We start from the raw sequence: 19636 nt of genomic DNA on the forward strand, positions 1-19636 counted from the left end.
CGCGTATGACCTCTTCCTCTACGGCAGCACCCGGCGATAGCCCGGGGGCGCTGCCTTCTCCTCCGCCCGCGCCACCCAGCCCGCCGGCCATGCCTGCGCGGCCGGCGCCGCTCAAGGGCGCGCAACTGGTGCTGGGCACGGTGGCCCTGTCGCTGGCCACGTTCATGAACGTGCTCGACTCGTCCATCGCCAACGTGGCCATTCCGGCCATCTCGGGCGATGTGGGCGTCAGCCCGAGCCAGGGCACCTGGGTGATCACCAGCTTCGGTGTGGCCAACGCCATCAGCGTGCCGCTGACCGGCTGGCTCACCCAGCGCTTTGGCGCGGTGCGGCTGTTCACCATGAGCGTGCTGCTGTTCGTGCTGACGTCCTGGCTGTGCGGTTTTGCCGGATCGCTGGAAACGCTGGTGCTGTTCCGCGTGCTGCAGGGCCTGGTGGCCGGACCCATGATTCCGCTGTCGCAGACGCTGCTGCTGTCCAGCTACCCGCCTTCGCGGGCCGGCACGGCGCTGGCGCTGTGGGGCATGACCACGCTGGTGGCGCCGGTGGTGGGGCCGCTGCTGGGCGGCTGGATCACCGACAACATTTCCTGGCCGTGGATCTTCTACATCAATGTGCCGGTGGGCCTGCTGTCGGCACTGCTGACCTGGAACATCTACCGCAGCCGCGAGACGGCCACGCGCAAGCTGCCCATCGATACCGTGGGCCTGTCCCTGCTGGTGCTGTGGGTCGGTGCGCTGCAGCTGATGCTGGACAAGGGCAAGGAGCTGGACTGGTTCGCATCGGGCGAGATCATCACCATGGCCGTGGTGGCGCTGGTCAGCTTTGTGGTGTTCGTGGTCTGGGAACTGACCGACGCCCACCCGGTGGTGGAGCTGCGTCTGTTCATGCGGCGCAACTTTGCCGCTGGCTCGTTGGCGCTGTCGATTGCCTACGGAGTGTTCTTCGGCAATGTGGTGCTGCTGCCGCTGTGGCTGCAGCAGTGGCTGGGCTACACCAGCACGACCGCCGGCATGGCGCTGGCCCCGGTGGGCATTCTGGCCATTGTGCTGACCCCGCTGGTGGGCAAGAAAGTGGGCAGCTGGGATCCGCGCTGGATGGCCACGGGTGCGTTCGTGGTGTTTGCCACGGTGCTGTGGATGCGTTCGCACTTCACCATCGAGACGGACTTCTTCCACATCCTGATTCCCACCCTGATCCAGGGTGTGGCCATGGCCTTCTTCTTCATCCCGCTGACCACCATCACGCTCAGCGGGCTGACGCCGGACCGCATCCCGGCGGCGGCCGGCCTGTCCAACTTTGTGCGCATCACTGCGGGCGCCATGGGCACGTCGATCGCCACCACGCTGTGGGACAGCCGCGCCACCATGCACCATGCCCACCTGACGGAAACGCTTGTACAGGGCCAGGGGACCTTCGCGATCACGCTGAACCAGCTGCAGGCTGCCGGCATGACACAGGAGCAGGCCCTGGCCCAGATCAACCGGCTGATCGACCAGCAGGCGTTCACGCTGGCGGCCAACGACATCTTCTGGGCGTCGTCCATGCTGTTCCTGGTGCTGATCGTGCTGATCTGGCTGACCAAGCGTCCGGTAGGCCATGCCGGTGCCGCCGATGCCGGAGGGGCGCACTGAGCGGGGGATGGCCGGCGTCTGCCGGCAGTGGCCTGTCACCGCCGTTGCCACTGCCGTTGCAGATTCCCCATGAAAAAAAGCCCGCCGGAGATACGGCGGGCTTTTTTGTGGGGCGGAATGTCAGCTGCGGGTGCGCTCGTAGAAACGCTGGGGCAGACCCCAGGCAATGATGACGAAGCTCACCACCAGCGCTGCAGCCAGGGCGTACAGGCCCATGGATGCGCTGCCGGTGACGTCCTTTACCTTGCCCACCATATAGGGGCTGATCAGTCCGCCCAGCTGGCCGATGGAGTTGATCAGGGCAATCCCGGCGGCGGCGGCCATGCCGGTCAGAAAACGCTGGGGAAAGACCCAGAACAGACCGATGGCGGAGATCACCCCCGTGGCCGCCAGCGTCAGCCCGAACAGCAGCGCCACCGTGTGTTCGCTGTAGGTGCCGCAGATGAAATAACCCACGCCACCGAGCAAGGCTGTCAATGCCAGGTGCCAGCGGCGTTCGCCGGTGCGGTCCGAGTTCTTGCCCAGCAGGATCATGGTCACGCCGGCCACCAGGTAGGGAATGGCCGAGATCAGGCCGATGGCAAACGTGTCCTGTGTGCCCGCGGTTTTGATGAGCTGCGGCATCCAGAACACCAGGCCATAGATGCCGCCGGCCAGGCACAGATAGATGATCGACAGGATGTAGGTTGCGGGTTCGCGCAGGGCCGCGCCGAAGTGGTGGGTGTCTGCCTTCTTGGCGTCGCGGCTGACCATGCTGCTCCAGAACTGCCGGTCGCTGGCGTTGAGCCACTTGGCATGCTCGATTTCATCGTCCAGGTGGAACCAGACGATGATGCCCAGCACGATGGAAGGCAGGCCTTCCAGCAGGAACAGCCACTGCCAGCCATGCAGGCCCAGGGCGCCATCCGTGAACTTCATGATGCCGCCCGAAATGGGGCCGCCGATGATGCCGCAGAAGGCGATGCCGGACATGAAGATGGTGTTGATGCGGCCGCGGCGCTGAGCGGGAAACCACTTGGTGAAATAGTACAGGGCGCCTGGCACAAACCCCGCTTCCAGGGCGCCGACCAGAAAGCGGATGAAGTAGAACCCCATCTCGCTGGTGACGAACATGGTGCAGGCCGAGGCAATGCCCCAGGTCACCATGATGCGCATGATCCAGATGCGGGCACCTACCCGGTGCAGGATCATGTTGCTGGGCACTTCGAACAGGAAGTAGCCGATGAAGAAGATGCTGGCGCCCAGGCCATAGACCGCATCCGAAAAGCCCAGCTCGCTTTGCATCTGCAGCTTGGCAAAGCTGATGTTCACACGGTCCAGGTAGGCCATGACCCAGCAAATCACGAGCAGGGGGATGAAGCGCCAGAAGACCTTGCCGTAGATCTCCTTCTCGCGTGAAACTTCCCCGGTGCTCAACCCACTTTCTACGTGCAGTGTTGTGCTCATAGCTTGTCTCCTTTTTTATTGATGGAACACGCCGCTATGCTGCGGCGTTGTCAGTGCGCTCAGTAGGTCGCCCGGCCGCCGGAGAGATCGAAGACCGCGCCCGTGGTGAACGAGTTTTCCGCGCTCACCAGCCAGCCCACCAGCGATGCAATCTCGTCGACCTGGACGAAGCGGCCCCGGGGAATCTTGGAGAGCATGTAGTCGATGTGCTGCTGCGACATCTGGTCGAAGATCTTGGTTCGGGCCGCTGCCGGCGTGATGGCGTTGACCGAGATGTTCTGGCCTGCGGTTTCCTTGCCGATGCTCTTGGTCAGCGCGATGACGCCGGCCTTGGAGGCACTGTAGGCACAGGCATTCGGGTTGCCTTCCTTGCCGGCAATGGATGCCACGTTCACCACCCGGCCATAGCCCTGGCTCACCATGCCCTTGAGCAGCACCTTGTTGACGTTGAACGTGCCATGCAGGTTCACCTTGATCACCTGGTCCCATTCCGTATCCGGGTAGTCGACCGTGGGGGCGTTGGCGCCCGCAATGCCGGCACTGTTCACCAGGATGGACACCGGTCCCAGGGCGGCCGTGGTGTCGGCGCTGGCCTGCTCCACGCTGGCCATGTTCGTGATGTCGGTGACGACGGTGTGCACGGTGCCTTGGGCCTGCAGCTTCTGCTGTGCTGCCTGCAGGGCGTGGGGGTCGCGGTCCCAGATGGCCACAGCCGCACCGCCGTCGAGAAGCCGCTCCACCACGGACAGGCCAATCCCTTGGGCGCCGCCGGTGACCACTGCCACCTTGCCTGCGAAGTCGTACTGGTTCATGTTCATCTCCTTACGCGGCAATCACGCGCTGTTGCTGTTCACCCAGGCCGTCGATGCCCAGGCGCATGGTCTGGCCTGCGCGCAGGTACACCGGTGCTGGCTTGATGCCCATGCCGACGCCGGGCGGGGTGCCGGTGGAGATGACATCGCCGGGGTGCAGCGTCATGAAGCGGCTGAGGTAGGCAATGATTTCGGGCACCTTGAAAATCATCGTAGCGGTGCTGCCGTCCTGGTAGCGGTGGCCATCGACTTCCAGCCACAGCCGCAGCTGGTGCGGATCCGGCACCTCGTCCCGGGTGACCAGCCAGGGCCCGGTGGGGCCGAAGGTGTCGCAACCCTTGCCCTTGTCCCAGGTGCCTCCGCGCTCGATCTGGTATTCGCGTTCCGACACATCGTTGACCACGCAGTAGCCCGCCACGTGTTCCATGGCCTGGCTGGCGTCGATGTAGGACGCGGTTTTGCCGATGACGATGCCCAGCTCCACTTCCCAGTCGGTCTTGACCGAGCCGCGCGGAATCTTGACGTCGTCATTGGGGCCGACAACGGCCGAGGTCCATTTGTTGAAGACCACGGGCTCCTGGGGGATGGGCATGTTCGATTCGGCAGCATGGTCGGCATAGTTCAGGCCGATGCAGATGAACTTGCCGATCTGACCCACACAGGCACCAAGGCGTGGCTGGCCGACCACCAGCGGCAGGGTGGTGAGGTCCATGGCCGCCAGCTGGGCCACGGCGGCGCTGGCCAGGAATTTCCCGTCAATGTCCGCCGTCAGGCTGGAGATGTCCCGGATGCGACCTTCCGGGTCCAAAACTCCTGGCTTCTCCGCACCGGCTGGGCCATAACGCAACAACTTCATACAACGTCTCCAAGTAATTCATTCGACGCTGCGCAGTCTAGGAGTCGCCAGCAGGCGCGCGCATGCGGAACACAGGTCCAGGTAGAACAAAATGGAATCTCCGGAGAAACCCGAGCAGGATGTGGCGCAGCAACTGGCCAGCCTGCATGCCATGGGCGGCCGGCTCAAGTTCAAACAGCTCAAGCTGCTCATCGCCATCGAAGACATGGGCTCGGTGCACCAGGCCGCCGTGCTGCTGCACATGTCGCAGCCGGGCGTGAGCAAGGCCCTGCGCGAAATAGAAGAAGCGATCGGCGTCACCTTGTTTGCCCGCACCCCGCAGGGCCTGGTGCCGACCGATATGGGGCGCTGTGCCATCCGGTATGCGCGCCTGATGCTGTCCAGCCTGGCGCACATGCACAAGGAGCTGCTGGGCATGTCCCGCACTTCCGGTGTGCGCATTGCCGTGGGCACGATTGCGGGCGCATTGGCGGCCGTGCTGGCCAATGCCCTGATTGCCTTTCACCGGCTGCACCCAGACGTGACGGTCGAGCTGCAGGAGGGCACCAGTGCCGACCTGCTGGAAGGTCTGCAAAGCGGGGTGCTGGACCTGGCGCTGTGCCGGACATCGGTGGCCCGGCGCACCGATATCTTCCATTTCGAATGGCTGCGCGAGGAAGAGGTGGCAGTGGCGGTCTCGCCCATGCATGCGCTCAGCCGCACTCCGGATGTCAGCTGGGAACAGGTGGCGCAGTACCCATGGATTCTGTTTCCCGGCCACATGCCGCTGCGCACCCTGCTGGAGCGCGAGGCGGCCAGCAATGGGGTGGTGCTGGCGTTCAGGCCGGTGGAGACCTCATCGACATTCGCCACGGCGCTGTTGCTGAACAAAAGCCCCGACATGGTGGCCCTGATGTCGCTGGAGACCCTGCAGTTTTTCGAGGCCCGGCAGACGCTGGCACGGCTGGACCTGAAGGTGCATGCCAATGCGGAGCCTTACGGCCTGGTGACCCGGGTCGGGGCGCCGGAGTCCGCGGCACTGACCGCGCTGAAGGCCTGTATCCGCAGGCAGGCCCTGTCGGCCTGAAGACTGCCTGGAGCCTGGGGGACACCGGCCCGTGATCGCAGCACCACGCTGGCGTGGTGCTGCCGGGCTCACTGTGCCTGGGCTGTCTGGCGGCCGCGTGCAGTCCCCAGCGTGATCCAGGTCAGCGCCACGCCGCACAGCGCGCCGGTGGCCATGCCCACCACCATGGGCAGGGGCTTGCCGGTGGAGAACAGGCCCACCAGTTGCATGGCGATGGCGCCCATGAGCATCTGCAGCGTGCCCAGCAGGGCCGACGCGGCGCCGGCAATGGCGCCATGCTCTTCCAGGGCCAGCACGGAGGTGGTGGGAATCACCAGACCCATGAAGGCGCTGGCAATGAAGTACAGCGCCATCAGTACCCCCAACTGGTCGCCGCCCAGCAGGTAATAGGTCAGCAGTGCAACCATGACCACACCGCTGGCGCTGGCGGCCAGCTTGACCACGGTGGCCAGGCCGAAGCGCTGGCCCAGCGCGCCGGTGAACTGTGCGGCACCGATGAAGGCCACGGCATTCAGTGCAAACGCCATGCTGTACTGCGTGGTGGAGAGACCGTAGTGGTTGATCAGCACAAAGGGCGAGCCGGCCAGGTAGACGAAAAAGCCCGCCATGGCGCAGGCCCCGATGAAGACCAGACCCAGGTAGTGCGTGTCACGCAGCAGCAGCGCATAGGCGCGGAACGTGTCGGCCAGCTGGCTGTCGCCGCGTGCCGCTGGGCCACGGGTTTCGGGCAGGCCGCGCACCATGGCCAGCATGCCCAGTACCGCGGCCGCAGTGACCGCCCAGAACACCCAGCGCCAGCCGCCCAGCCCAATCACCGCACTGCCGGCCAGCGGTGCCAGGATGGGCGAGACGCTGAATACCAGCATCAGCAGCGACATCATGCGGGCCGCCTCGTGGCCGGTGTGCAGGTCCCGCACCACGGCGCGGGGAATCGCCATGCCGGCTGCCGCGCCCAGACCCTGGATGAAGCGCAGCACCACCAGGGTCTGAATGTCCTGCGCCAGCGCGCAGCCGATGCTGGCCAGCACAAAGATGGCCAGGCCCAGGTACAGCGGTTTTTTGCGGCCCCACAGATCGGCCAGCGAGCCAAACAGTGGCTGGCCTACGCCCAGTGCCAAAAAGAAGGCCGTCAGGCTGGCCTGCACGGCCGATACCGGCGCGTTCAGGCTGGCGCCGATCTGCGGCAGCGCCGGCAGGTACATATCGATGGCAAACGGCCCGATGGCCGAGAGCAGGCCGAGGATCAAGACCAGGCGCAGGGCGGAAGCAGGGGCAGATGAGGAAGCAGGGTTCGAAACGGGCAAATCAGACATAGGGGCGGGATTGTCGCGGATGGGCGAGGTTGCTGTGCGGAAAGGGCACTGGATGCCCTTGGGTGGCTGGCTGCGTCTGCTGGGAGCGCGCAGATGGCGCAGCGGGTGGCACGAAGGGGCCGGATGGCATGCACATGCCGCTGCCGATGTTGATGGCGATGCGCTTGCAGGCGCTTTGCACCACACTCAACCCTGCTGTTTGTCCAGCCGTTTCAGGAACACCCCCAGCTCTTTCACCACCTGGGCATCACCCTTGTCCTGGGCGCAGGCCAGGCCGTGCTCCCAGGCCTGGCGCGCGGCGGAGGGGTTGTCCAGTGCGAGCTGGGCTTTGCCCAGCAGCTTCCAGGCTACGGAATAGTGCGGGTCCAGTGCGGTGGCGCGCAGCAGGTGTTCCAGGGCAGCGGCGGGCTGCGCATCGTCCAGCGCGGCCTTGCCCAGGGTGTAGCGCAGCAGCGCGGTTTCCTTGCCGGCATCCAGCAGTGCCTGCAGGCGTTGTGTCATGGGGTTCATGGTCCAGTCCCTCGCGCAATGCATGCGCTGGACACCATCTTGCCTGCGGTGCAGCAAACGCACGCGGTGTAGGGGCTGCCATCGGTGTCCTAAACCATCGATGGCAGTGCAGGCACTGCAGGCGCGGCCAGTCCGCCGTACAGTGAAGGTCTGTGACTCCAGGAGCGCTGCCATGCTCACGTTCACCTTGATGAAGCCCGAAGGTATTTTGCGCCTGCACCCCAGCGGCCCGCTGACCGAGCAGGACTTTGAGCGGCTGCGGACCGAGGTGGATGCCTATCTGATGGGCCACGCCCGGCTGAATGGGGTGCTGGTGCGGGCGGCCGAGTTTCCCGGCTGGGAGAACTGGGCCGGGTTCAGCGCTCACATGCACTTTGTGCACGCGCACCACAAGCGGGTGGAACGCATAGCCCTGGTGACCGACAGTGCGGTGGCGGGCCTGGGCGAGTTTCTGGCCGAGCATTTCACTTCGGCCGAGGTGCGGCGTTTTCCGCTGGCCGATGAACGGCTGGCGATGCAGTGGCTGCAAGCGGCGTCATGAGGGCCGTAGCAGGGTAGTGCAGCGGCCATGAAAGAAGCAGCCGCGTAGCCATGCACAAGCCGGTTCAGCGCATGCGCCAGCGCACCAGTGCGGCGGCGGCCACCAGCAGTGCCGAGGCGCTGAGCAGCACCGCGGTAAAGCCCTGGTCAAAGGCCGTGTGGGCGGCGTGCACCAGCGGCTGCGCAACGGCAGCGGGCAGGCCTTCGGCGGCCAGCAGTGCTTCGTCCAGGCTGTCGCGCACACTGGCGGGCAAGGCTCCGGCCGCCGCAGGCAGTGCCAGACTGTGGGCATAGACTGCTGAGAGCATGCTGCCCATCAGCGTCACGCCCAGGGCGCCCCCCAGCTCGTACGACACTTCTTCCACCGAGGCGGCCATGCCCGCGCGCTCGGGCGCGGCACTCATCAGGATGGTGGCCGATGCCGCCGTCATGGTGGCGCCCACGCCAAAGCCCAGCACCGCCAGGCTCAGCACCTGCCATGGCGTGGCGGCCAGGTGCACCCACCAATAGGCCGCCATGCCCAGGCCGGCCACCAGCAGCGCACGCGCCAGCAGCAGCGGGCTGCCCCAGCGGTGTAACAGCCGCCCGGCAATGGGGCAGGCCACAAACGCCGCCACTGGCAGGGGCAGCGTGGCCCAGCCGGCTTCCAGGGGGGAATAGCCCGCCACCAGTTGCAGCCGCTGGCTGAACACCAGCTGCATGCCCAGCAGCGCAGCTGACGAGGTCAGTGCAGCCACCACCGCCATGCTGAACGTGGGGTTGCGGAACAGTTCCAGGTCCAGCAGCGGGTGGGCGCTGCGGCGCTGGCGGCGCACAAAGATGGCCAGAAACGCCGTGCCCAGCACCAGGGTCAGCAGCGCCATGGCCCAGTCCGGCGTGGCCTTGCCCGCTTCCTTGATGGCGTAGGTGCAGGCCACCAGACCCACCATCACCTGCAGGCTGGCGATGCCGTCCCAGGGGCGCTGGCGGTCGCCGTGCGAGGGGGCGATATAGCGCCAGGCCAGCGGCAGCGTGACCAGCACAATGGGCACGTTGATCAGGAACACCGCACCCCACCAGAAATGTTCCAGCAGTGCGCCGCCCACCACCGGACCGAAGGCCGCGCCGCCCGACGCCACCGAGGCCCAGATGCCGATGGCCAGGGCGCGTTCCTTGTCATCGCCAAAGCTCAGTCGGATCACCGACAGCGTGGCCGGCATCATCATGGCGGCGCCCACGCCCAGCAGCGCACGCGCCGCAATCAGCACGCCGGTATCGGGTGCAAACGCCGCCAGCAGCGAGGCCGCGCCAAACACCACCAGCCCTGACAGCAGCAGTGTCTTGTGACCGAGCTTGTCGCCCAGCGTGCCCATGCCCAGCAGCAGGCCCGAGACGACAAGCGCGTAGATGTTGATGATCCACAGCTTGGCCGAGGCACTGGCCGCCAGATCGTGTGTCAGCCTGGGCAGGGCGGTGTAGAGCACCGTCATGTCGATGACGATCAGCAGCAGGGCCACGGACACAATGCCCAGCACCAGCCAGCGGTGGCGCGCGGCGGGAGCGGTGTGGAGGGGAGTGGAAGCAGACAGAACCATGACAAAACCAATGCGTATCAGCCAGCGCTCCAGCTCTGCGGGTGCGCAAAGACCGCATGATTCATCAATTTATTGATTTATAAAAGTTTTATTCAATCAATAAAATTGATGTATGGAATGGACACTTGAACGCCTGAACCAGTTTGTTGCCGTGGCCGAAAGCGGCTCGATGACGCAGGCCGCCCGCCGCCTGGGCCGGGCGCAGTCGGCCGTGAGCATGGCCATGGGCTTGCTGGAGGCCGATCTGGACGTGGCCCTGTTCAGCCGTGCCGGCCGCAGCGTGCAGCTCACCCCGGCCGGCAGCGTGATGCTGCTGGAAGCCCGCGCGCTGTTGCACCAGGCCCAGGCACTGGAGTTGCGGGCCCGTGCACTGGCCGCAGGCCAGACCGCCACCTTGTGCATGGCGCTGGACGAAGCGCTGCCGTACCCGCCGATCGCCCGGTTGCTGCGTGAACTGGCCCAGCACTATCCGGCGCTGGAGCTGACGGTGCTCAACTGCACGGCTGCCGAAGTGGCGCTGGCCGTGCAAAGCCAGCGTGCCCAGCTGGGCTTTCAGTTTGACCGGGGGGTGGTCGGCGGACAGTTTGCCCAGCGCTCCGTGGCCAGCGTGCCGCAGATGGTGTGTGTGGCGCACGACCATCCGCTGGCCCGGCAGTCCCGCGTCAGCCGCCAGGCCCTGGCTGCGCAGCGTCAGTTGGTGATGTGCATCGAAGGCGTGGAGGAGCTGGTGCTCAGCCCCCGCGTGTGGCGCTCGGACAGCTTTTATGTGCTGGCCGACATGGTGGCCGATGGCCTGGGCTGGGCCATCCTGCCGCGCAACATCATCGAGTACGGTGAGGGGCTCTCGCGCCTGACCGTGCTGCATTGCCCCGAGCTGCTGCTGCCGCCGCTGGCCGTGCGCATGCTCACGCTGCAAGGCGCGGTGCTGGATGCCACCGCACAGTGGATCCAGCAGCGCATGGCCGAGGTGCTGATGCCGGAGGACCAGTGTCTGGCGCCCTGAGTGCGGAAAGCGCGCCGTGCCGCCGAGAGGGCCTTTGTGCTCTGGTGCTGCACGTTTTTTCTCTGAAAACCTTCGTGCAGAAATCACGGCAGAACCCTGTGCAGGCAGCACGGTTTGCTCATTTTTCTGCAGGAATGGCTGTGCCATGGCGTTCACCCGCAGCACTTCGGTCTTGTGGCCGCCAGCGCTGCCCCCATCTGTGGCAGCCTGTGGACTTCTGACCTCTTTCGCGCCATGCCACTTTCCAATCCCTTGGCCCGTTTCTTTCGCAGCCCGGTTGTGGCCTACCCGCAATCGCCCCAGTTTGCGGGCGGGCGCTTTCGCAACATCCACCCCCGTCCTGCCCAGGGGCCGCAGCCTGGCGCCAAGGTGATGTGGGATTTCTTTTTCAACAAGCCGCGCAACTCGGAGCCGGTGGCACCGCTGCCGGTGCAGCCGATCACGCGCGCCCAGCTGGAGGTGGCGCCCGAGCGCAGCCTCTACCGCATCGGCCACTCCACCTTGTTGATGAAGCTGCGTGGGGGCTGGTGGATCACCGACCCGGTGTTTGCCGAACGTGCCTCACCGCTGGCCTTCTTCGGGCCTAAGCGCTTTCATGCACCACCCATTGCATTGGCGGAGTTGCCACCGTTGCGCGGCGTGCTGTTGTCGCACGACCATTACGACCACCTGGACCGCGCCACGGTGCGGATTCTGGCGGCCAAAACCGATCTGTTCATTTGCACCTTGGGCGTGGGGGACCGGCTGGTGGCCTGGGGCGTGCCGGCCGCCAAGGTGCAGCAGTACGACTGGTGGCAGGGCACGCAGGTGGATGGGCTGCGCTTCACGGCCACGCCAGCCCAGCATTTTTCGGGTCGCAGCCTGCGCGACGGCAACCACACGCTGTGGGCCTCCTGGGTGATCGAAGACCTGGAAAGCACGCAGCCGCTGCGCATCTTCTTCAGCGGCGATGGCGGCTACTTTGACGGTTTCAGGCAGATAGGCCGGCAGTTTGGCCCCTTCGATGTGACGCTGATGGAGACCGGCGCCTACAACGAACACTGGCCCTATGTGCACATGCACCCGGCGCAAACCGTGCAGGCCCACCAGGACCTGGGCGGCAAATGGCTGCTGCCCATCCACAACGGCACCTTCAACCTGGCCATGCACGCCTGGTGGGACCCGTTCGAGCGTGTGGTGGACCTGGCCGAAGCCCAGGCCATTGCCGTGGCCACGCCGCTGATGGGCGAGCGGCTGGATCTGGCCGTCCCCCATGCCGGCGAGCGCTGGTGGCGGGCGCTGGTGCCGGTGGAAGAGGGGGAGCCCCGTACCGCGTGACACGGTGGCCTTGCTGGCGCAGACCTGTGCGGGTGGAGTGCAGGGCGATGGGCGGTGGGTCGGGCCCCCCGGAACGGGCGCTCAGTCCAGGCTGATACGGCTCTGGCGGATCACCTCGGCAAAGCGCTGGTGCTCGGCGGCAATGAACTGTTCCAGCTGTTTGCGGGTGGCGGGAAAGGGCGTGTAGCCAAAGCTCTGGAACTTGGCGCGCGCCTCGGGGGTGTCCAGTGCGGCCTGGGCATCCTGGCGGATCTGCTCCGCCACGGCGGGCGGCAGGCCGACCGGGGCCACCAGGGCGTTCCAGCCCGAGACTTCCAGCCCTTGCGGGCCACCGGATTCCCCCACAGTGGGCACATCCGGAAAATCGGGTGAGCGCTGCGGCGCCGCAATCGCCAGAAAGCGCAGCTTGCCCGCGCGCTGCAGCGGGCCGGCAGTGGCGGCGCTGCCCAGCGAGAAGTGCAGATCGCCGGTGGACACCGAGGTATAGAGCTGCGAGGTTTCCTTGAACACCACATGCTGCATGCGGGCGCCGGTGCGGGCGGCCAGCAGTTCGACCCCCAGGTGCACCGGGTTGCCCACCGACCAGGAGCCGTAGTTCAGCTGGCCCGGACGGGCCAGGGCATCGGCCACCAGCGCGCCCACCGAGGGGTAGGGGCTGTTCTGCGGAACCGTGATGAAAAAATAGGTCTTGAACAACGCCATCAGCGGCATGAAGTCGCGCTGCGGGTCGTAGGGCAGTTTTTTGAACAGGCTGGGGTAGGCAGACAGGTGCAGGCCGTCCAGCACGATCAGCGTGCTGCCGTCCTGTGGAGCGCGCTTGAAGGCATCAATGGCAATGAAGCCGTTGCCGCCGGGGCGGTTCTCCACCACCACCGGCTGGCCCCAGCGGCGCGCCAGGCCATCAGCCAGCAGGCGGGCCACACCGTCCGGGCCGCCCCCCACGGGGAAGGGGGTGATGATGCGCACCGGTTTGCCAGGGAAGGCAGGGGTGGGCGGGGCCGCATGGGCCGCAGCAAGCGGCAGCGTGCCCAGAGTTCCCAGCGCCAGGACAGCGCCCAGGGCCCGGCGGGTCTGTGCAAAACGAGAGAGCATGGTGCAGTGCGGTGGCCGCAGGTGGGGCAGCGGCCCGTTCCAAAAATGGGCTGCAGTGTACAAAAGCTGCTGCCGCGCCTGCGGCCTGCCGGCCCTGGTGGGGGCAAGGGTGTGGGGCGGTCCCAAGGGGCCGCTGCGTGCTAGGCATTTGCCCGCATTGCAGGATGCGGTGCGCAAAGGCCCTGGCGTGGCCGGCTGGCGGCCGGTACGCGACAATCGGCCCATGACGACCCCCTCTGCGCAGCAACCCCGCAACCCCTTGCACGGCATCACGCTGGAGCGCATCGTGACCGAGCTGGTGGACTACTACGGTTGGCCCGGCCTGGGCGACCGCATCCAGCTGCGCTGCTTCAATGTCGATCCCAGCATCACGTCCAGCCTGCGCTTTCTGCGCAAGACGCCCTGGGCGCGGGAGAAGGTGGAGGGGCTGTACCTGTTCATGTTGCGCGAGCAGCGGCGGTACGGGGAGCGCTGACACCTTCGCTTCTGCGGTGCGGTGGCCGCTGCTGCACCGGCAGCGTTGTGGCCTCGCAAGCCTGGGGGTGAAGACCGTCTGCGCTGCGGCGCACAACCGCTTCAGGTTCATGCCTTGGGCTTGGCCTGGAAATGCACAAACTGTGGAAAGTGCTCGGCCACGCCGGGGCCGTCAAAGTCCCAGCCTTTGCACTGGCCCAGATAGCGCGGCGGGGTGTCCGGGGCGGTGGTGAAGGCGCCGACAATGCTCTGGAAGGTGGCGGTGGCCATGCTTTGCAGCAGCTCGCGCATGTGGGTGCAGCCGGCGATGGTGCCCAGGTGCGTCTCGATCGACTTGCGCCAGCCGCGTGCCATGCAACTGCCCACCATCTTCTGCATGGCCTCCAGCGCGGCGGGGCAGCCACCCAGGGGGTGGGCATCCATCACGGCTTCGATGGACTGCACCACCAGCTGGGTGTTGACGGTGACGCGGATCCACATGTGGTGGATGGGGTCGCCTGCCTTGCGTATGCCGGGGCTGTTGACGCGGGGCACATCGACAGCCTTGGTGTCCAGCAGCTCGCCTTCGATGTCCCACAGCCCGTCCTCACGGACAAAGCTGTTGAAGTGGATGCGGCGGATATGCTGGGGCGTGCGGGCCACCGTGGGTGCGGACAAAGGCATGTGGGGCGTGGATGTCAAAACGCAGCTGCATAGGCCGTGTCTTATGAATTTGATAGCGTGATGGCGGCTGCTGCGCACGGATGGCGCGCAACAGCCTGATTTGATCTGCATCCTAGCGAAAAAGCCGGCGCCGCGCTGTCCGGTGCGGCTCAGTGTGCTGCAGCGCCGCGGCGGTCAGCCATGGCGGATGGCCACGGTTTTCAGCACCGTGAAGCCGTACAGCGCTTCAAACCCTTTTTCGCGGCCGTGGCCGCTGGATTTGACGCCGCCAAACGGCAGCTCCACGCCGCCGCCCGCGCCGTAGTTGTTGACGAAGACCTGGCCGCAGCGCAGTGCCCGCGCCATGCGGAACTGGCGCGCGCCGTCACGCGTCCACACACCGGCCACCAGACCGAAATCCGTGCCATTGGCCAGGCGGATGGCGTCGGCTTCATCGTCAAACGGCATGGCGGCCAGCACCGGGCCAAACACCTCTTCCTGCGCCAGGCGGTGGTTGGGTGGCACATCGCGCAGCAGCGTCGGAGCCTGGTAGAAGCCAGATTCGGGTGCTTCTTCCACGATCTGGCCCTGGGCCACGACCGGAATGCCGGCCACCTGCGCGTCCGACAGAAAGTCCCACACGCGCTGCTGCTGGCTTTGGCGGATCAGCGGGCCCACATCCAGGTCCATGGCGGCCGGGCCCACGCGCAGTGCAGCAAAGGCTTCGCCCAGCCGTTCGAGCAACGGTTCGTAGATGCTGCGCTGCACCAGCAGGCGCGATCCGGCCGAGCAGGTCTGGCCAGCGTTCTGCACGATGGCGTTGATGAGCGTGGGGATGGCGGCGTCCAGGTCGGCGTCTTCAAACACGATCTGCGGGCTCTTGCCCCCCAGCTCCAGCGTGACGGGCACATGGCGCTCGGCCGCAGCCTGCTGGATCAGCGTGCCCACATGGGGACTGCCGGTGAAGCTGAGGTGGTTCACATCCGGGTGGCGGGCCAGCGCATCGCCTGCCTCGTGGCCGTAGCCGGTGACGATGTTGATGCAGCCGGGCGGAAAGCCGGCCTCGGCTGCCAGCTGGGCCACACGCAGCACCGAAAGGCAGGCGTCTTCCGCCGGTTTGACCACGCAGGTGTTGCCTGCTGCCAGCGCCGCGCCCACGCAGCGGCCGAAGATCTGCATCGGATAGTTCCAGGGCACGACATGGCCGGTCACGCCATGGGGCTCGCGCCAGGTCAGCACGCTGTAGCCGTCCTGGTAGGGAATGGTGTCGCCGTGCAGCTTGTCGCAGGCCCCGGCATAGAACTCGAAGTAGCGCGCCAGCGCCAGGGTGTCGGCCTGGGCCTGCTTGGTGGGCTTGCCGCAGTCGCGCTGCTCCAGTGCCGACAGCTCCATGCCGTGCTCCAGCACCAGGGCGGACAGGCGGGCCAGCAGGCGTCCGCGCTCGACGGCCGGCGTCTTGCGCCACACGGTCTCGTAGCACTGGCGCGCCGCAGAGACTGCCGTGGCAATGTCTTCGGCGTTGCCGCGCTGGATGTCTTCAAATGGCTGGCCGTCCGACGGATCAATCACCGCGATCGTGCGGCCGGAGGTGGACGGGACGGAGGCGTTGGCGATGTAGTGGTAGAGCATGCCGGCCATTGTGGCGATCTGCGTGGGCGGCACCAGTCGCACAGCCATCATCGAGTTGCGCTGCCGCAAAGATGGTGGTCCGGCTGCGCAATCAGGTGCGCCGTTGATTTAGACAGGGAAAGAGCAGGGGGCTATTAAAAGTGAAGCGCCTGGGAATTTCCCGCAGTCGGTGACCGGCCAGAGGCTGCGCGGGATGCCCCCAGTGGACAAATGGTGTCGGGCGCAGGAATATGCGCCGAAGTGAACAAGCGTGCTTTTTTGACTTTTCTCCCCATTTTTCGCTCTGTAGCCCCAGCCGGAGATGCCCCATGAAAACCTTGACCGATCAGCTGTCGCAGTACGCCGACTACCACCGCGATCCGCGCAACATCCTGACCCATTTCTTTGGCGTTCCCATGATCCAGATGGCGGTGGTGATTCTGCTGTCGCGTCCGGCCTGGGGCATCGTGGCCCTGGGTGGGGTGCCGGTGTCGCCCGCCGTGGTTGCCGCCGTGCTGGCCTGCAGCTATTACCTGCTGCTGGACCTGCGCTACGGTCTGACCATGGTCGCGGTGCTGGCGGCCATGCTGGCCGTGGCTGCACCGCTGGCCCAGCAGGCTACTGGCGTCTGGCTGGGCTGGGGCCTGGGCCTGTTTGCGGTGGGCTGGGTGATCCAGTTCATCGGCCACTATTACGAGGGGCGCAAGCCGGCTTTCATGGACGACATCGTGGGTCTGCTGATCGGTCCGCTGTTCGTGATGGCGGAGATGGGCTTTGGTCTGGGCCTGCGCCGCGAGGTGCAGCAGGCCATCGAGGCACGCAGCGGCCCGGTGCGCCAGCACCAGGCACCGGCCAGCTGAGAGGTGTTGGCACGCAGGGGCATGCCCGCTGGATGGGGGCTGTGCGGCAGGCGCTGTGCCGGGCGGTGCGGATATTCCGTGCGGCTGCAAGAAGCCGGCAAGGGTGAACCCCTAAAATGCACGGGTTGGCCCCTTGCGGGCTTTTGTTTCAACCCACCCACACAGCACCATGTCTCTGAACAATGTGACCCCCGGCGCCAAGGCCCCTGAAGTCTTCAACGTCATCATCGAAATCTCGGCCAACTCCGCTCCCGTGAAGTACGAAGTGGACAAGGAAACCGGCGCCCTGTTCGTGGACCGCTTCATGGGCACGGCCATGCACTACCCCGTGAACTACGGCTATGTGCCCCAGACCCTGGCCGGCGACGGTGACCCGGTGGACGTGCTGGTGATGACTCCCTTCCCCCTGCCCAGCGGCGTGGTCGTGCCTTGCCGCGCGATCGGCATCCTGCAGATGGAAGACGAAGGCGGCGTGGACGGCAAGGTGCTGGCGGTGCCCACCCAGAAGCTGCTGCCTTCCTACGACAAGATCAACCACCTGAGCGATATCCATGAGCTGACCCTGCAGCAGATCGCTCACTTCTTCGAGCACTACAAGGACCTGGAAAAGGGCAAGTGGGTCAAGGTGCTGGGCTGGAAGGGCGTGGATGTGGCCCACAAGGAAATCACCGACGGCATCGCTGCCTACAAGGGCTGATCCGCCGCAGGCGGTATCCCTATTGTCAGAATGGTTGGACCGGTCGGCCTTCGCAGGCTGACATTGCCGGCCCCGGCTGCCTGGGTGACAGGCACGCCAAGCTGACACCATCGCCGCGAGAACGCGCGTTCCTCTTCGGGAATGCGCGTTTTTTTGTAACATCTGTCGGCTCGCCGTTGGTCGGCCTCTGCCGGGGCTTGGTGGTGGGCGGGTGCCGCTGGCACTCCTTACAACAAGGAGAGGGCGTATGTTGCGATGGTCTGATATGCGGGTGGGCACCAAGCTGTTTGGTGGTTTTGCCCTGGTCGTGTTCTTGACGCTGGTGGTAGGTGGGCTGTCGCTGTGGCAGCTCCAGCGGCTGAATGCCGCAATGGAAACGGTCAGCAACCATTCCATGCCCAGCGTGGCGGATACCGGCAATCTGCGCGGCCAGTGGAACCGCTTTCGCCGCATGGAAGCCGGCATCCTGAATGCCAACAGCCTGCAGGAGGTGCAGAGCATCACCAAGCAGTCCGAAGCGCTGCTGCAGCTGATTCAGGGCGTGGAAAAGTCCTATGACTCGCTGCCCCGTTCCGAGGCCGAAAAGCAGCTGATGCAGTCCTACCAGCAAAACCGCAGCGCCTATCTGGACACCCATGCGCAATTCCTGAAGGAGGCGCAGGCCAAGGATTACACCCAGGGCAGCGGGGATCTGTTGCTGGGCGACACCGTCTCCAATCTGTATGCCGGCCAGGCGGAGGTGAGCTTTGTGGCCCTGGCCGAGACCGTTGGCAAGCTGATGAAGCACAGCCTGGACGAGGCCGACCGTACCCGCACGGCGGGCCAGCAGGTCTATGCCGCCGCCTGGTGGTGGGTGGTGGCCGGTATGGCGGCCAGCGTGGTGCTGGCGCTGCTGTGCGCCTGGCTGGTGACACGTGCCGTCACGCGGCCGGCATCGCAGGCGGTGCAGGTGGCGCGCCGCATTGCTCAGGGCGACCTGGCGGAGGCCGTGCCGCAAGGCGGCAAGGACGAAATGGGTGCGCTGCTCAACGCCTTGAGCGCCATGCGCGACAGCCTGGGTGAAGTGGTGGAACATGTGCGCCACAACGCGGAATCGGTGGCCACGGCCAGCAGCGAAATTGCCCAGGGCAACAGCGACCTGTCCAGTCGCACCGAAGAGCAGGCCAGCGCGCTGCAGCAGACCGCGGCGGCCATGGCCCAGCTGGGCTCTACCGTGCGGCAGAATGCCGAAAGCGCCCGCCAGGCCAACCAGCTGGCGATGAGTGCCTCGACCGTGGCTGTCCAGGGTGGTGAGGTGGTGGGTGAGGTGGTCAGCACCATGCGCGGCATCAACGACAGCAGCCACAAGATTGCCGACATCATTGGCGTGATCGATGGCATTGCCTTCCAGACCAATATCCTGGCGCTGAACGCCGCCGTGGAAGCGGCCCGCGCTGGTGAGCAGGGCCGCGGCTTTGCCGTGGTGGCCGGGGAAGTGCGTACGCTGGCCCAGCGCAGTGCCGAAGCGGCCAAGCAGATCAAGCTGCTGATCGACGAAAGCGTGCAGCGGGTCCAGACCGGCAGCCAGCTGGTGGACCGCGCTGGTGCCACCATGACCGAAGTGGTGGGCGCCATCCGCCGCGTGACCGATCTGGTGGGTGAAATCACGGCGGCCAGTGCCGAGCAAAGTGAAGGCGTGTCCCAGGTGGCCGATGCCATCACCCAGATGGACACCGCCACCCAGCAGAACGCCGCGCTGGTGGAGGAAAGCGCTGCAGCGGCCGACAGCCTGCAGCGCCAGTCCGGCGATCTGGTGCAGGCCGTGGCACGTTTTCGCACCGCCGGTGGCGCGCAATGGGCGGCTCCGGTGGCCGCGGTGGCCCCTGTACCGCCGGCCGCTCCGCGCAGCGCTGCTGCACCTGCCATCCCCGTATCTGTTTCTGCCGAAGCCCCTGCGCCGCAACGGGCCCAGGCCGGCCTCCCACCTGGACCCACTCCCGTGCGTGCCACGTCGGCCAAGGCGGCGCTCCCGACTGCTGCGGCAACCACGGCCACTGCGGACGACGAGTGGGAGCAGTTCTAACGCCTTTTCCGCACTGCACCGCTCCGGCCAGCCGCGTTGCGTGCATCCATGTCTGAATGGCCACAAAGCAGGCCGTTCCTCAACCCCATGCCACCGCCCCGGTGCATGGGGTTTTTTGTGGGCAGGTCTG

Annotated in this window: 18 protein-coding genes; 9 read left to right on the top strand and 9 right to left on the bottom strand. The window is 66.0% G+C overall.

Annotated features, from left to right (window positions below; all coding sequences use genetic code 11):
* Nucleotides 1-5: 5 nt before the first annotated feature.
* On the top strand, nucleotides 6-1634 hold the full coding sequence (locus tag KW830_RS17170) for a DHA2 family efflux MFS transporter permease subunit (protein ID WP_218333844.1): 1629 nt from the start codon (nucleotides 6-8) through the stop codon (nucleotides 1632-1634).
* Between the two features lie 120 nt (nucleotides 1635-1754).
* Here KW830_RS17170 and KW830_RS17175 read toward each other — a convergent pair whose 3' ends face one another.
* From KW830_RS17175 to KW830_RS17185, 3 genes are read right to left on the bottom strand one after another with little or no spacing between them, the layout of a single operon-like run.
* Nucleotides 1755-3080 carry an MFS transporter gene (locus KW830_RS17175; protein ID WP_066535739.1) on the bottom strand — a complete coding sequence of 442 codons (1326 nt, stop codon included), beginning with the start codon at nucleotides 3078-3080 and terminating at the stop codon, nucleotides 1755-1757.
* A gap of 59 nt (nucleotides 3081-3139) precedes the next feature.
* Entirely contained in the window at nucleotides 3140-3892 is a 753-nt protein-coding gene (locus tag KW830_RS17180) for an SDR family NAD(P)-dependent oxidoreductase (RefSeq protein ID WP_066536235.1), read from the bottom strand.
* 10 nt (nucleotides 3893-3902) lie between these two features.
* Nucleotides 3903-4748: an ureidoglycolate lyase gene (locus KW830_RS17185; RefSeq protein ID WP_218333845.1), complete on the bottom strand. Its 846-nt coding sequence runs from the start codon at nucleotides 4746-4748 to the stop codon at nucleotides 3903-3905.
* A 91-nt stretch (nucleotides 4749-4839) separates the two neighbouring features.
* Between KW830_RS17185 and KW830_RS17190 the strand changes: the two genes are divergently transcribed.
* Entirely contained in the window at nucleotides 4840-5814 is a 975-nt protein-coding gene (locus tag KW830_RS17190; protein ID WP_218333846.1) for a LysR family transcriptional regulator, read from the top strand.
* A gap of 68 nt (nucleotides 5815-5882) precedes the next feature.
* Here the strand turns inward: KW830_RS17190 and KW830_RS17195 are convergent, their stop codons facing one another.
* Together KW830_RS17195 and KW830_RS17200 are read right to left on the bottom strand one after the other, a co-directional pair.
* A complete protein-coding gene (locus KW830_RS17195; RefSeq protein ID WP_218333847.1) occupies nucleotides 5883-7127 on the bottom strand; it encodes a multidrug effflux MFS transporter in 1245 nt (414 codons plus the stop codon).
* A 186-nt stretch (nucleotides 7128-7313) separates the two neighbouring features.
* Nucleotides 7314-7637, bottom strand: coding sequence for a tetratricopeptide repeat protein (locus tag KW830_RS17200; RefSeq protein WP_218333848.1), 324 nt, complete (start codon nucleotides 7635-7637; stop codon nucleotides 7314-7316).
* 172 nt (nucleotides 7638-7809) lie between these two features.
* Here KW830_RS17200 and KW830_RS17205 point away from each other — a divergent pair, with 172 nt between their 5' ends.
* Nucleotides 7810-8178: an STAS/SEC14 domain-containing protein gene (locus tag KW830_RS17205; protein WP_066535723.1), complete on the top strand. Its 369-nt coding sequence runs from the start codon at nucleotides 7810-7812 to the stop codon at nucleotides 8176-8178.
* Nucleotides 8179-8242: 64 nt separating this feature from the next.
* On the opposite strand, the gene KW830_RS17210 is transcribed toward KW830_RS17205, so the two are convergent.
* Complete coding sequence (locus KW830_RS17210; protein WP_218333849.1) at nucleotides 8243-9751, bottom strand: MFS transporter; 1509 nt, start codon at nucleotides 9749-9751, stop codon at nucleotides 8243-8245.
* Nucleotides 9752-9863: 112 nt separating this feature from the next.
* Here KW830_RS17210 and KW830_RS17215 point away from each other — a divergent pair, with 112 nt between their 5' ends.
* Complete coding sequence (locus tag KW830_RS17215) at nucleotides 9864-10754, top strand: LysR family transcriptional regulator (protein ID WP_218333850.1); 891 nt, start codon at nucleotides 9864-9866, stop codon at nucleotides 10752-10754.
* A 234-nt stretch (nucleotides 10755-10988) separates the two neighbouring features.
* Nucleotides 10989-12071, top strand: coding sequence for an MBL fold metallo-hydrolase (locus KW830_RS17220; RefSeq protein ID WP_218333851.1), 1083 nt, complete (start codon nucleotides 10989-10991; stop codon nucleotides 12069-12071).
* A gap of 81 nt (nucleotides 12072-12152) precedes the next feature.
* Here KW830_RS17220 and KW830_RS17225 read toward each other — a convergent pair whose 3' ends face one another.
* Complete coding sequence (locus KW830_RS17225; RefSeq protein WP_218333852.1) at nucleotides 12153-13163, bottom strand: tripartite tricarboxylate transporter substrate binding protein; 1011 nt, start codon at nucleotides 13161-13163, stop codon at nucleotides 12153-12155.
* A gap of 223 nt (nucleotides 13164-13386) precedes the next feature.
* Here KW830_RS17225 and KW830_RS17230 point away from each other — a divergent pair, with 223 nt between their 5' ends.
* Nucleotides 13387-13638: a VF530 family DNA-binding protein gene (locus KW830_RS17230; protein WP_066536230.1), complete on the top strand. Its 252-nt coding sequence runs from the start codon at nucleotides 13387-13389 to the stop codon at nucleotides 13636-13638.
* Nucleotides 13639-13745: 107 nt separating this feature from the next.
* On the opposite strand, the gene KW830_RS17235 is transcribed toward KW830_RS17230, so the two are convergent.
* Together KW830_RS17235 and KW830_RS17240 are read right to left on the bottom strand one after the other, a co-directional pair.
* Nucleotides 13746-14300 carry a DUF2889 domain-containing protein gene (locus tag KW830_RS17235; RefSeq protein ID WP_066535684.1) on the bottom strand — a complete coding sequence of 185 codons (555 nt, stop codon included), beginning with the start codon at nucleotides 14298-14300 and terminating at the stop codon, nucleotides 13746-13748.
* Nucleotides 14301-14474: 174 nt separating this feature from the next.
* Nucleotides 14475-15908, bottom strand: a complete 1434-nt coding sequence (locus tag KW830_RS17240) for an aldehyde dehydrogenase family protein (RefSeq protein WP_218334046.1) — start codon at nucleotides 15906-15908, stop codon at nucleotides 14475-14477.
* 308 nt (nucleotides 15909-16216) lie between these two features.
* Between KW830_RS17240 and KW830_RS17245 the strand changes: the two genes are divergently transcribed.
* From KW830_RS17245 to KW830_RS21480, 3 genes are all read left to right on the top strand, one after another.
* A complete protein-coding gene (locus tag KW830_RS17245) occupies nucleotides 16217-16747 on the top strand; it encodes a DUF962 domain-containing protein (RefSeq protein WP_218333853.1) in 531 nt (176 codons plus the stop codon).
* Nucleotides 16748-16916: 169 nt separating this feature from the next.
* A complete protein-coding gene (gene ppa, locus KW830_RS17250) occupies nucleotides 16917-17444 on the top strand; it encodes an inorganic diphosphatase (RefSeq protein ID WP_066535678.1) in 528 nt (175 codons plus the stop codon).
* Nucleotides 17445-17691: 247 nt separating this feature from the next.
* Nucleotides 17692-19506 (top strand): methyl-accepting chemotaxis protein, encoded by a 1815-nt coding sequence (locus KW830_RS21480; protein ID WP_218333854.1) that lies wholly within the window; start codon nucleotides 17692-17694, stop codon nucleotides 19504-19506.
* The last annotated feature ends 130 nt before the right edge of the window (nucleotides 19507-19636 follow it).

The sequence above is a fragment of the Comamonas sp. CMM03 genome (genome assembly GCF_019218715.1).
Taxonomy (GTDB): domain Bacteria; phylum Pseudomonadota; class Gammaproteobacteria; order Burkholderiales; family Burkholderiaceae_C; genus Comamonas; species Comamonas terrigena.